Origin of the sequence: Streptomyces sp. NPDC127197 (assembly GCF_042672405.1) — a bacterium.
Taxonomy (GTDB): domain Bacteria; phylum Actinomycetota; class Actinomycetes; order Streptomycetales; family Streptomycetaceae; genus Streptomyces; species Streptomyces flavusporus.
In genome coordinates, this window is record NZ_JBHXVG010000001.1 from 435,639 (window position 1) to 447,604 (window position 11,966).

The following is an 11,966-nucleotide window of genomic DNA, read 5'->3' on the forward strand; positions in this document are numbered from 1 at the left end:
TTCGGGGTGGGCCGGTTACGCGTCACAGAGCGTCGGCCCGTAAGAAAGAACGGGCCGAGGAGGGCCGGGTGACGACCTATGACGATCGAGCGAGCCTTACTGATCTGACTGCCACCGTGGATCGGGTCCGCAGTTCGGTGGAAGAAGTGATCGAGGGCAAGCCCGAGGTCGTACGGCTTTCGCTGACCGTACTGCTCGCCGAGGGGCACCTCCTGATCGAGGACGTCCCAGGAGTGGGCAAGACGATGCTGGCCAAGACGCTGGCGCGGTCCATCGACTGTTCGGTGCGGCGTATCCAGTTCACGCCCGACCTGCTGCCCTCGGACATCACCGGTGTGTCGATCTGGGACCAGCAGCGCCGGGACTTCGAGTTCAAGCCGGGCGCCATCTTCGCGCAGATCGTGATCGGCGACGAGATCAACCGCGCCTCGCCCAAGACGCAGTCCGCGCTGCTGGAGTCGATGGAGGAGCGCCAGGTCACCATCGACGGGCAGACCTACGAGCTGCCCAGTCCCTTCATGGTGGTGGCCACGCAGAACCCGGTCGAGATGGAGGGCACCTACCCGCTGCCGGAGGCCCAGCGCGACCGCTTCATGGCCCGTGTCTCCATCGGCTACCCCAGCGCGGAGGCCGAGCTGCAGATGCTGGACGTGCACGGCGGGGTGAACCCGCTGGACGACCTCCAGCCGGTGGCGCACGCGCACGAGATCGTGAAGCTGATCGAGGCGGTACGCGGCGTCCACGTCGCCGACACGGTCCGGCGGTACGCCGTGGACCTGGTCGCCGCCACGCGCAGCCACCCCGACCTCAGACTCGGCGCCTCCCCGCGCGCGACGCTGCACCTGCTGCGCGCGGCGAAGGCATCCGCCGCCCTCAGCGGCCGGGAGTACGCGCTGCCGGACGACGTGCAGGCCCTCGCCGTCGCCGTGCTGGCCCACCGTCTGCTGCCCACCGCCCAGGCCCAGCTCAACCGGCGCACCGCGGAGCAGGTGGTCCAGGAGATCCTGCAGCGCACCCCTGTGCCGGCGGCGCCCCAGCAGAACGGTTTCGGCCTGGGGCACGGCTCGCCGGCCTACGGCCAGCAGCCGCCCCGGAGGCTGTGATGTCCACCGCGTCGGGCCCGGGCCATCCCGAGACCGACCGGGGCGACAAGGGCGGCGTGCGCACGGCCCTGGCCGGTCTGACCACCCGCGGCCGCTCGTTCCTGGCCGCCGGGGTCGCCGCCGCCGTCTGCGCCTACGTCCTGGGCCAGAGCGACCTGCTCCGGGTGGGGCTGCTGCTGGCGGTCCTGCCGCTGGTGTGCGCGACGGTGCTGTACCGCACCCGCTACCGGGTCGCCGGCAGCCGCCGGCTCTCGCCCGCGCGCGTGTCCGCCGGTGCCGAGGCCCGCGTCCATCTGCGGATGGACAACGTCTCGCGGCTGCCCACGGGTCTGCTGATGCTCCAGGACCGGGTGCCGTACGTGCTCGGCCCGCGCCCCCGCTTCGTACTCGACCGGGTGGAGGCCGGCGGCCGCCGCGAGGTGTCGTACCGGGTCCGTTCCGATCTGCGCGGCCGCTATCCACTGGGCCCGCTGCAGTTGCGCCTGACCGACCCGTTCGGGATGTGCGAGCTGACCCGGTCCTTCTCGACGTACGACACGCTGACGGTGATCCCGCGCGTGGAGCCGCTTCCGCCGGTGCGGTTCAGCGGGGAGGCGAAGGGGTACGGCGACGGGCGGCAGCGCTCGCTCGCCCTGGCCGGCGAGGACGACGTGATCCCGCGCGGCTACCGCTACGGCGACGACCTGCGCCGGGTGCACTGGCGCTCCACCGCCCGCTACGGCGAGTTGATGGTGCGCCGCGAGGAACAGCCGCAGCGCTCCCGCTGCACGGTGCTGCTGGACACCCGGGGCACAGCCTTCCGCGGCGCGGGCCCGGACTCGGCCTTCGAGTGGGCGGTGGGCGGCACCGCGTCGGTGCTGGTGCACATGCTCGAACGGGGCTTCTCCGTACGGCTGTTGACGGACACCGGCAGCTCGGTGCCCGGTGAGGGCGCCGACGGGTTCGCGGGCGCGAGCCAGGAGTCGGCGGACGCGGCGGGGCTGATGATGGACACCCTCGCGGTGATCGACCACTCCGACGGCACCGGCCTGTCCCGCGCCTACGACGTGCTGCGCGGCGGGAACGAAGGGCTGTTGGTGGCCTTCTTCGGCGACCTCGACGAGGAGCAGGCCACGGTGGCCGCGAAGATGCGCCAGCGCAGCGGCGGCGCGCTCGCCTTCGTCCTGGACAGCGAGACATGGGGGCGGGAACCGACCGATGTGCCCGGCCCGTTGGACGGGAACGAGGAGCGGCTGCGGATGCTGCGCGAGGCCGGCTGGACGGTCGTGAGCGTTCCGCGGGGCGCTTCGCTGCACGACCTGTGGCGCCAGGCCGACCGGGAGCGTACGGGCATCGTGGCGGCGGGCGGGACCAGCGGCGGGGAGGGGCGTTGATGAGCGGGCAGGCACGTATGGCGCTGGGCGCGACGGCGGCGACGCTGATGGCCGCGTGCACCCTGCTGCCGTTGGTCGACGAACCCATGTGGTTCCTGCAGGCGGCCGTGCTGCTGGCGATCCAGGCCGGCGTGGGCGCGGCGGCCCGGCGGGTGCCGCTGGCCCGCCCCCTGACGGTGGCCGTGCAGGCCCTGGTCACGCTGATGCTGCTGACCCTGGTGTTCGCCCGGGAGTACGCGCTCGCGGGACTCTTCCCGGGTCCGGACGCCTTCGTGCACTTCGCCGACCTGCTCCAGCAGGGCACGGACGACGTCGGGCGGTATGCCATCCCCGCGCCGCTGTCCGACGGCATCAAGCTGATGCTCATCGGCGGTGTCCTGGTGATCGGCCTGGCCGTGGACGCCCTCGCGGTGACCTTCCGCAGCGCGGCTCCGGCCGGGCTGCCGCTGCTCGCGCTGTACTCGGTCGCCGCGGGGCTGTCCGACGGCGCCGGCGGCTGGGTGTGGTTCCTGATCGCGGCGGCCGGCTATCTGATGCTGCTGCTCGCCGAGGGGCGGGAGCGGCTCTCGCAGTGGGGCCGGGTCTTCGGCGGGGCACCGCGCGCTCCGGGCGGGGAGCCCGGTTCTCCGGTGGCGCCGGTGCGCACCGGGCGGCGGATCGGCGTGGTCGCGCTGGGCGTCGCCCTGGTGGTGCCGCTGGCCCTGCCCGCCATGAACGGCGGACTGCTGGACAGCGCCGGGACGGGCGTGGGCTCGGGCAGCGGGGGCGGCGGCACGATCTCCGCGGTGAACCCGCTGGTGTCGCTGCGCGACAGCCTGAACGTCGACGAGGACCGCACGGTCATGACCGTGCGCACCAGCACCAACGACATCTCCAACCTGTACCTGCGGATCGTCTCGCTGGACGACTTCGACGGCACGACCTGGAAGCCGTCCCGCCGGAACATCGTCGCGGTGCCGGACGAGCTCCCCACGCCCACGGGCCTGGGACCCGACGTCCGGCGCTCGGAGGTCCGTACGCGCGTCGCTGCCGCCGACTGGTACGCGCAGGACTGGCTGCCGATGCCGTACCCGCCGAGCGACGTGCGGATCGACGGCAGCTGGCGGTACGAGCCGGTGGGGATGACGCTGGTCGGCGACCACGGTCAGAACACCAGGGGCGCGACCTACGAGGTGACCAGCCTCGATGTGCGCCCGACCGCCGAGCAGCTCGCCTCGGCGCCGGCGCCGCCCGGCGCCTTGGAGCGCGAGTTCACCGAGGTGCCCGATTCCCTGCCGTCCGTGGTGTCGAGGACGGCCCGCCAGATCACGGACGGCGCGGCCAACCCTTATGAGCAGGCGGTCAAGCTCCAGGAGTACTTCGCCCTGACCGGCGGGTTCCAGTACGACACCGAGGTGGAGGTCGGCGGCGGCTCCGACGCGATCGCCCGCTTCCTGCGGGACAAGCGGGGCTTCTGCGTCCACTTCTCCTTCGCGATGGCGTCGATGGCCCGCACGCTCGGGATACCGGCCCGCGTCGCGGTGGGCTTCGCGCCCGGTACGCCGCAGGCGGACGGCACGGTGACGGTGGGGCTGCGGGACGCGCACGCATGGCCCGAGCTGTACTTCGAGGGCGTGGGCTGGACCCGCTTCGAACCGACGCCGAACCGGGGCACGACGCCCACATACACGCAGCCGGAGATACCGGACAGCGTCCCAGACCTGCCGGAGGCCTCCAGCTCGGCGGACGCGGCTCCTTCGGCGGCGCCGTCGACGAGCGAGAGCTGCTCGGCGGACGACAAGCGGCTCGAGGTGTGCGGTGGGGCGCTGCCGCTGGACCCGGGGACCTCGGACGACGGGGGCCGGCCCTGGTATCAGACCGTGGGCTGGATACTTCTGGGGCTGGCGGTGGTCGTGATACCGCTGCTGCCGATGTTGTGGCGGCTGAGAAGGCGGTCGGTGCGGCTGGCGTCGGCCCGGCACACGGCGGCGGCAGCGCAGGGTGTGCTCACCAGGGAGCGGGGCGGCGCGGGCCGTGGCGACGGGGTGGAGGCGTCGGCTCTGCAGGTGGAGCCTTCCGAGCAGCATGTCGCCGAGGTGACCGCCGGGCATGTGCTGGCGGTGTGGCGCGAACTCACGGACACGGCCTGGGACTACGGCATCGTGCCGGACGACGCACTGACTCCGCGGAAGGCGGCCGCCCGGATCGTGCGGCTCGGGCATCTGGACGAACGGACGGCCGAGTCGGTGCACCGGGTGGCGAGCGCCGTGGAGCAGGTGCTGTTCGCACCACGGCCGCGGGCCGAGGCCGGGCTGGCGGACGAGGTGCGCAGGCTGCGCGTGGCGCTACGGTCCAGGGCGGGCTGGCGGGCCCGGGTGCGGGCGGCCGTCGCGCCCCGTTCGGCCATCCGCGCCGTCTGGGACCTCACCGACCGCTGGACGGCCGTCAAGGCCCGTCTGGCCACCCGCTGGGCGGCGCTGGTACGGCGCCCGTCGGGTCAGCAGAGCGGCTGAGGCGACAGACAGCCGGCCCCTTCAGGGCATGCGTGAGGGGTTGCCGCTCATCGGGCGGCAACCCCTCACCTACGTCATCGGGAGCTGATCGTGTAAATCAATGGCCCTGTTGTTCGTCGCGGCGTCGCTGCCAGCGCTGTTCGATGCGATCCATCATCGAGCGTCGCTGGCGTCCCTGACGGCCGGCCTGCTGACCACCGCCGGCGGGCTGTTCCCCCGGCCTGGGGGCCTTGCGCCAGCCGGTCACGGCGAGTACCGCGCAGCCCAGCATGACCAGGAAGCCCACCACGCTGAGCCAGACCTGCTTGGCGACCATTCCGGCCATGAGGAGCGCGATACCTACGAGGAAGCCCGCGACCGCCTGGTAGACCCGTCGCCGGGTGTACGTACGCAGCCCGCTTCCCTCAAGCGCTGTCGCGAACTTGGGATCTTCGGCGTACAGCGCTCGCTCCATCTGCTCGAGCATGCGCTGCTCGTGCTCTGAGAGCGGCACGGAGTCCTCCTCATCGTGCAGTCGCCGGGGCGACCCGGGGGGTCCCTTCAGGATAGGCAGGGAATCGCCCCCGTGAAACCCGCCCCTCTGCGCCATTTGGCCAACCGGAATCCGCCATGGTCGGACCGGCCCGCTGAGGCTTCCATTCCCCGGCGGCCGACCCGTCATGCCGGTCGGTCTCCCTCGATCATACGGCGGGAAGGCCCCGATCGGGGGGCCTGTGGCGTACTCCATCTGCAACCAACGCGCTGATCAGCGGCGCGCCCCGGCAGGCTGCTCAGGCTTCGGCAGCCCCTGGCGTCTCGCCGAGCACATGAAGCTGCGTGGCCACCGCGTGGAACGCCGGTACCTCGGCCGCCGCGGCCTCCAGCTTCAGCAGGGCGTCCATGGCTCCGGGCTCGGTGTCCACCAGCACCCCGGGCACGAGGTCGGCGAAGACCCGTACGCCGTGCACGGCACCGACCCGGAGGCCGGCGGCCTCGACCAGTTCGGTCAGCTGGTCGGCGGTGAAGCGGCGGGGCATCGGGTCACCCGCGCCCCAGCGGCCGTGCGGATCGTCGAGGGCCTGCTTGGCCTCCTTGAAGTGGCCCGCGAGGGCGCGCGCGAGGATGGCACCGCCCAGACCGGCGGCGAGCAGGCTGAGGACGCCTTCGGGGCGCAGCGCGGCCACCGCGTTGCGGACGCCCTCGGCCGGGTCGTCGACGTACTCCAGGACGCCGTGACACAGCACCGCGTCGTAGCCGCCGCGCTCGACCACGTCGAACAGCCCGTGGGCGTCGCCCTGCACACCCCGCACCCGGTCGGCGACGCCGGCCTCGGCGGCGCGGCGCTCCAGGGCGAACAGCGCGTTCGGGCTGGGGTCCACGACCGTGACCCGGTGTCCGAGGCGGGCGACGGGCACCGCGAAGTTGCCACTGCCGCCTCCGGTGTCGAGGACGTCCAGCGACTCCCGGCCCGTGGCCTTGACCCGGCGGTCCAGGGCGTCCTGGAGGACCTCCCAGACCACGGCGGTACGGAGAGAAGCGCGGGGGCGCATCGGGTCCGACACGGCAGTTGACTCCTCGGCGCGGCACCGCCTCGGGGCGGAGCGAACGGGCTGCCTCCCCGGACCCGGGGTGCGGGAGGGGATGGCTTCAGGCGCTCTCCACCCTATTGCCTCCACGGCCCTGCCTGGTCACTCCTGTGGTCCCACCCCCGTGGTGATCCGGGCCGGGATCGCGGTCCGCTGCCTCGTTCGCGTCCGGACGTGGCTGGGGCAGGACCGGCTGGAGTACCAGCATCCGCTCGACAAGGCGGATGAACATCGCCACGTCGCGTATCAGGTCGTCGGCGTCCCGGCGGCTGGCCGCGCCCTTGATGCCCGCTTCGGCCCGGGCGCGGCGCCGGGCCCCCGAGGCGAACAGGGCGCTCCACTCGGTGAGTTCGGGCGCGATTTCGGGGAGCACTTCCCACGCGCTCCGGATCCGGGCCCGACGTCGGGGACTGGTCTCCGGGCGTCCCCGCGCGGCGAGGACAGCGGCGGCGGTGCGCAGGGCGGCGAGGTGGGCCGTCGCGTAGCGCTCGTTCGGCGTTTCGAGGACGGTTGCCTCGTCGAGTCCGGCACGGGCCTGGGCGAGCAGGTCGAGGGCGGCGGGCGGGGCCGTGGCCCGGCGGAGCACGGGGTGCACATCGCTCGCCGGGCCGGTCAGTGAGGGGGCAGGGCCGGTGGCGCGGCGCCGACGTGCGGCAGCTGCGGACGAGTTGGCCATGACGAACCTCCTGTCGTCTGTGTGACGGCACTGTGGCCGTATGTGCCCATCGTGAGGTATGGCACTGACAATCCGTTCTGACCTGGGCTTTTGCTTCGATCGAAGGTTCGGGTTAAGTTTTGCACTGACCAGTCAGTTCAAATTCCTGGGGGAACTGTGGGGGGACTCGCCGTCGCCGCCCGCGACTTCGGGCTCAGGGGGCCTCGCGGCTGGGCCTTCCGCGGCGTCTCCTTCACCGCGGAGCCCGGCTCGCTGATCGCCGTCGCGGGACCGTCGGGGTCGGGCCGTACGAGCCTGCTGCTCGCGCTGACCGGACGGATGAAGGCCACCGAGGGGACGGCGGCCGTCGGCGAGGCCCGGCTGCCGAAGCAGTCGGCGGCCCTGCGCCGGGTCAGCGGGCTCGCGCACGTTCCCGGCGTGACCGACCTCGACCCCGCCCTGACCGTGGCGGAGCACCTGCACGAACGGGCCTTGCTGCAGAGCCGCTTCGGAGACTCGCTGCGGGGGCTGCTGCGGCCGCGCGTCGAACGCGCGAACGAGGCGAAACTGCGGATCGACACCACCCTGGCCGCCGCAGGCCTCGACCGGGAGGCCCTGCCCAAGGGCTCCCGGACCGCCGTACGCGACCTGGAGCGCCTGGAGGCGCTGCGCCTGTCCGTCGCCCTGGCCCTCATCGGACGCCCGCGACTGCTGGGCGTGGACGACACCGACCTGAAGCTCTCCCTCGCCGAACAGGGCGAGGTCTGGGCCCTGTTGAGGTCGATCACCGAGGCCGGGACGACGGTGCTGGCGGTGTGCAGCGAGGCACCGGAGGACGCGGTCGTGGTGTCCACGCAGGCCCGCGACAACGACGTACAGGCGCCCGAAGACCACCCGGAGGACCAGCCGGAAGACCAGACCCTGGACGACGAGGTGAAGGAGGCGGCGGATGCGCTCGCCGAAACTGGCCGCTCTTGAGCTGCGCCGCTTCGGGCGCGGCAAGCTGCCCCGCGCCGCCCTGGTGGCGCTCCTGCTGCTGCCCCTGCTGTACGGCGCGCTCTACCTGTGGTCCTTCTGGGACCCGTACGGCCGCCTCGACCGGCTCCCCGTGGCGCTGGTCAACGACGACAAGGGGGCGACCGCGGACGGGAAGAAGGTCAACGCGGGCGACGACATCGTGGCGGGGCTGCGCGACAGCGAGGTCTTCGACTGGCACGAGGTGAGCGCCGCCGAGGCCCGCGCGGGCGTCGAGGACGGCACGTACTACCTGTCGCTGACCATGCCGGCCGACTTCAGTGCGCGCATCGCCTCCAGCGCGGGCGACTCCCCCGAGACGGGCGCCCTTCAGGTACGTACGAACGACGCGAACAACTACATCGTCGGGCAGATCTCCCGGACGGTGTTCAGCGAGGTGCGCACGGCGGCGTCCACGAAGGCGTCGCGGTCGTTCCTGGACCGGATCTTCATCTCGTTCTCCGACATCCACGGCGAGACGGTGAAGGCCGCGAGCGGCGCCGACAAGCTCAGGAGCGGTATCGGCACGGCGGAGAAGGGCTCGAAGGATCTCGCCGACGGCCTGAAGGACGCCGAGGACGGCAGCGGGAAGCTGGCCAAGGGCCTGAAGAAGCTCAACAAGGGCGCCGACGACCTGGAGGACGGTTCGAAGCAGGTCGCCGAGGGGACGCAGGCCCTTGCCGACAAGGTGAACGGGGTCGCGGACAAGGTGGGGCCCTTCCTCGAGGACAACGAGAAGACCATCGGGGACACGGCCCAGCTCGTCGCCGACACGTCCGGGGCGATCCGCGACAACCTCGAGACCCTGGTGAAGCGGGCGCCGACGGCCGCCAAGGATGCCCGCGCGGCCTCCGACACGCTGAACGACGTCCACAAGAGGCGCTGCGAGACTCCCGTACTGCCCGATGCGGCCTGCTCCGACCTGGAGAAGGCCAAGAACGCGGCGGCCGACGCGGCGGCGATCGCCGACGACGTCAACACCCTGATCACCGATCACGACAGCGACCTGAAGAAGCTGGACGGCCATCTCGCCACCCTGGAGGAGCAGTCCCAGGCCCTCGCCGACCGCGCCCCGCACCTCTCCGAGGACCTCGACGACGCCGTCTCCAGGATCAACAAGCTGAACGAAGGGGCAGGAAAGGTCGCCACGGGTGCGAAGTCGCTGCACACCGGGCTCGGCACCGCCAAGACCGGCGCCGTGGACCTCGACAAGGGCGTCGGTGACCTCAGGACGGGTGCGGACGACCTCAGCGGCGGCATGTTCAAGCTCGTCGACGGTTCCGGGAAGCTCGCGAACGGGCTGCACGACGGCGCCGAGCAGATTCCCGACTACGACAAGCAGCAGCGCGACGCGCGGACGGAGGTCATGGCGGACCCGGTCCAGCTCGCCTCCAAGACGCTGCACAAGGCACCCAACTACGGCACCGGTTTCGCCCCGTACTTCATCCCGCTGTCCCTGTGGGTGGGTGCGATGGTGGCGTACATGCTGATCCCGCCGCTCAACCGGCGGGCGCTGGCCACCGGTGCCTCGGCCTGGCGGATCGCCCTGGCGGGCTGGCTGCCGGTGCTGGCGATCGGCGTACTCCAGACGGTGGCCCTGATGTCGGTGCTGCACTGGGCGGTCGGGCTGGAGATGGCGCGGGCGGCCGGGACGGTGGGCTTCCTGTTCCTGGTGACGGCGTGCTTCGCGGCGCTGATCCAGTGGCTGAACGCCCGCTTCGGAGCCGCCGGCCGCATCCTGGTCCTCGCCCTGCTGATGCTGCAACTGACGTCCGCGGGCGGCACCTATCCTGTGCAGACCAGCCCGGGCTTCTTCAACGCGCTGCACCCCTTCCTGCCGATGAGTCACATCGTCGAGGCCCTCAGGAGGCTCATCTCGGGTGGTGGCCTGGAACCCGTGTGGCACGCGTGCGTGGTGCTGGCCGCCTTCACCGCGGGCGCCCTCGCGCTGACCGCGCTGTCGGCCCGGCGCCGGCAGGTGTGGACCCTGGACCGGCTGCACCCGGAGCTGAGCCTGTGAAGACACCTCCCGCCCCTGCGGGGCAGCGGTTTCCTGTGACAATCGGGGCCATGGAAAGCAGCAGCACCGCCTCGGGGGCCAGTACGCGCCGAGAGGCCACCCGGCAGAAGCTCTACGAAGCGGCCGTCACACTCATCGCGGAGCAGGGCTTCTCCGCCACCACGGTGGACGAGATCGCCGAGCGGGCCGGGGTCGCGAAGGGCACGGTCTACTACAACTTCGCCAGCAAATCCGTCCTCTTCGAGGAACTGCTGCGGCACGGCGTGGGCCTCCTCACCGCCTCCCTCCGGGAGGCGGCCGAGCAGACGGCGAAGGACGGCGGCACCAAGGTGGCCGCCCTGGACGCGATGATCCGGGCCGGGCTCGTCTTCATCGACCGCTATCCGGCCTTCACTCAGCTGTACGTGGCCGAGCTGTGGCGTACCAACCGGGCCTGGCAGTCCACCCTGCTGGTGGTCCGGCAGAAGGCGGTGGCGGTCGTCGAGGACGTGCTGCGCGAGGGCATCGAGAACGGTGAGTTCAGCGAGGAGATCGACGTACCGCTGACGGCGGCGGCGCTCGTCGGCATGGTGCTGGTGGCCGCACTGGACTGGCAGGCGTTCCAGCCGGAGCGTTCCCTGGACGACGTCCACGCAGCCCTCTCACGGCTGCTCCAGGGGCGGGTCAGCGGGCGCCCTTAGGCAGCACGTACAGGCAACACCAACAGGCGGCACGAAAGCGCCGGTCCGAGATGGCCGCGTCCCCCGCGGGCCACACTCGAACCGGCGCTTCCCTGTGCGCCCCCGTTTTCCCCCGTTGGGCCCCTTCTCCCCCGTCGGGCCCCTTCGGTCCTCCCCCGGACTCCCCCGTGCCTCGCTCCCGCCGACCAGGGCCGGCGGAAGGAGCGGATCGTGGGCCGGGCCGTTCCGGCGCCCCGTGTCGCCGGTGCCGGGCCCGTGCCCCTCTCCGTGCCTCCACTCTCTCGTTCGCGCAGGTCGGCCCCCATCCGCGCGCGTACTCATCTCGTCGGCTGAGTACGGATACTCAGCCGTACGCACTCGCCCCCAGGACGCGTCGGCCACGGCTGGTTACGATCGCGTCCGTGTCCGTACTCCCCCTGGTGTTCACGAGCGGCTGGGCCAGCGGCGTCAACGCGTACGCGGTGGTGCTGGTGCTCGGCTTCTTCGGGGCGACGGGACTGAGCGACGAGGTCCCCGAGTCGCTGCAGCGCCCCGAGGTGCTGATCACGGCGGGGGTGCTGTTCCTGGGCGAGGCGGTCGCCGACAAGATCCCCTACGTCGACTCGGCGTGGGACTCGGTGCACACGCTGATCCGGCCGACCGCCGGGGCCTGGATCGGGGCGCTGCTCGCGGGCCAGAGCGGTTCGCTGTCCGATCTGACGGCGGGCGCCATCGGCGGTTCGACGGCGCTGGCCAGCCATGCGGTCAAGGCCGGCACGCGGATGGCGGTCAACAGCTCGCCGGAACCCTTCAGCAACGTGATCATCAGTGTGGCCGAGGATCTCGGGGTCGGCGGGATCGTCACGTTCGCGATGTTCCATCCGGAGGCGGCGGCCGTCATCGCCGGCGTGCTGCTGGTCGCCGGGCTGGTCATGCTGTACTTCCTCGTCTCTCGTATCCGCCGCTTCCGGCGCCGCAGGGCGCAGCGCCGGGAGGAACGGCGACTGGCGGCACGGGCCGGCCCACCGCCCGGCTGACCCCCGGGCCAGGGGAGCGTTGCAGGTCACAGGCCCGCGGGCGGATTG

Annotated in this window: 10 protein-coding genes; 7 read left to right on the forward strand and 3 right to left on the reverse strand. The window is 72.1% G+C overall.

Annotated elements, in window-relative coordinates:
* The first annotated feature begins 68 nt into the window (after positions 1-68).
* The 3 genes from ACFVJQ_RS02075 to ACFVJQ_RS02085 are packed head-to-tail and all read left to right on the forward strand — an operon-like array spanning position 69 to position 4,968.
* Positions 69-1,103 carry a MoxR family ATPase gene (locus tag ACFVJQ_RS02075; RefSeq protein ID WP_224738416.1) on the forward strand — a complete coding sequence of 345 codons (1,035 nt, stop codon included), beginning with the start codon at positions 69-71 and terminating at the stop codon, positions 1,101-1,103.
* On the forward strand, positions 1,103-2,476 hold the full coding sequence (locus ACFVJQ_RS02080; protein ID WP_385780240.1) for a DUF58 domain-containing protein: 1,374 nt from the start codon (positions 1,103-1,105) through the stop codon (positions 2,474-2,476). The genes ACFVJQ_RS02075 and ACFVJQ_RS02080 overlap by 1 nt, the downstream gene beginning before the upstream one ends.
* Positions 2,476-4,968: a DUF3488 and DUF4129 domain-containing transglutaminase family protein gene (locus tag ACFVJQ_RS02085; RefSeq protein ID WP_385780243.1), complete on the forward strand. Its 2,493-nt coding sequence runs from the start codon at positions 2,476-2,478 to the stop codon at positions 4,966-4,968. Before ACFVJQ_RS02080 ends, ACFVJQ_RS02085 begins: the two co-directional genes overlap by 1 nt.
* Before the next feature lie 97 nt (positions 4,969-5,065).
* Here ACFVJQ_RS02085 and ACFVJQ_RS02090 read toward each other — a convergent pair whose 3' ends face one another.
* From ACFVJQ_RS02090 to ACFVJQ_RS02100, 3 genes are all read right to left on the reverse strand, one after another.
* Entirely contained in the window at positions 5,066-5,461 is a 396-nt protein-coding gene (locus tag ACFVJQ_RS02090; RefSeq protein ID WP_224738993.1) for a DUF3040 domain-containing protein, read from the reverse strand.
* Positions 5,462-5,738: 277 nt separating this feature from the next.
* Positions 5,739-6,509, reverse strand: a complete 771-nt coding sequence (locus tag ACFVJQ_RS02095) for a methyltransferase (RefSeq protein ID WP_385509379.1) — start codon at positions 6,507-6,509, stop codon at positions 5,739-5,741.
* A gap of 85 nt (positions 6,510-6,594) precedes the next feature.
* Positions 6,595-7,209 (reverse strand): SAV_6107 family HEPN domain-containing protein, encoded by a 615-nt coding sequence (locus tag ACFVJQ_RS02100; protein WP_385780246.1) that lies wholly within the window; start codon positions 7,207-7,209, stop codon positions 6,595-6,597.
* Between the two features lie 156 nt (positions 7,210-7,365).
* Between ACFVJQ_RS02100 and ACFVJQ_RS02105 the strand changes: the two genes are divergently transcribed.
* The 4 genes from ACFVJQ_RS02105 to ACFVJQ_RS02120 all read left to right on the forward strand — a co-directional run bounded on the left by ACFVJQ_RS02105 (position 7,366) and on the right by ACFVJQ_RS02120 (position 11,918).
* Positions 7,366-8,166, forward strand: a complete 801-nt coding sequence (locus tag ACFVJQ_RS02105; RefSeq protein ID WP_385780249.1) for an ATP-binding cassette domain-containing protein — start codon at positions 7,366-7,368, stop codon at positions 8,164-8,166.
* A complete protein-coding gene (locus tag ACFVJQ_RS02110) occupies positions 8,138-10,222 on the forward strand; it encodes a YhgE/Pip family protein (protein ID WP_385509382.1) in 2,085 nt (694 codons plus the stop codon). Before ACFVJQ_RS02105 ends, ACFVJQ_RS02110 begins: the two co-directional genes overlap by 29 nt.
* A 50-nt stretch (positions 10,223-10,272) precedes the next feature.
* Complete coding sequence (locus ACFVJQ_RS02115; protein ID WP_129797421.1) at positions 10,273-10,902, forward strand: TetR/AcrR family transcriptional regulator; 630 nt, start codon at positions 10,273-10,275, stop codon at positions 10,900-10,902.
* A gap of 401 nt (positions 10,903-11,303) precedes the next feature.
* Entirely contained in the window at positions 11,304-11,918 is a 615-nt protein-coding gene (locus ACFVJQ_RS02120) for a DUF4126 domain-containing protein (protein ID WP_385509383.1), read from the forward strand.
* Positions 11,919-11,966: the final 48 nt, after the last annotated feature.

Excerpts from the sequence above, each read along its gene's own strand:
- ACFVJQ_RS02080 (WP_385780240.1), top strand. The coding sequence starts at position 1,103 with ATGTCCACCGCGTCGGGCCCGGGCCATCCCGAGACCGACCGGGGCGAC.
- ACFVJQ_RS02085 (WP_385780243.1), top strand. The coding sequence starts at position 2,476 with ATGAGCGGGCAGGCACGTATGGCGCTGGGCGCGACGGCGGCGACGCTG.
- ACFVJQ_RS02100 (WP_385780246.1), bottom strand. The coding sequence starts at position 7,209 with ATGGCCAACTCGTCCGCAGCTGCCGCACGTCGGCGCCGCGCCACCGGC.
- ACFVJQ_RS02110 (WP_385509382.1), top strand. The coding sequence starts at position 8,138 with ATGCGCTCGCCGAAACTGGCCGCTCTTGAGCTGCGCCGCTTCGGGCGC.
- ACFVJQ_RS02115 (WP_129797421.1), top strand. The coding sequence starts at position 10,273 with ATGGAAAGCAGCAGCACCGCCTCGGGGGCCAGTACGCGCCGAGAGGCC.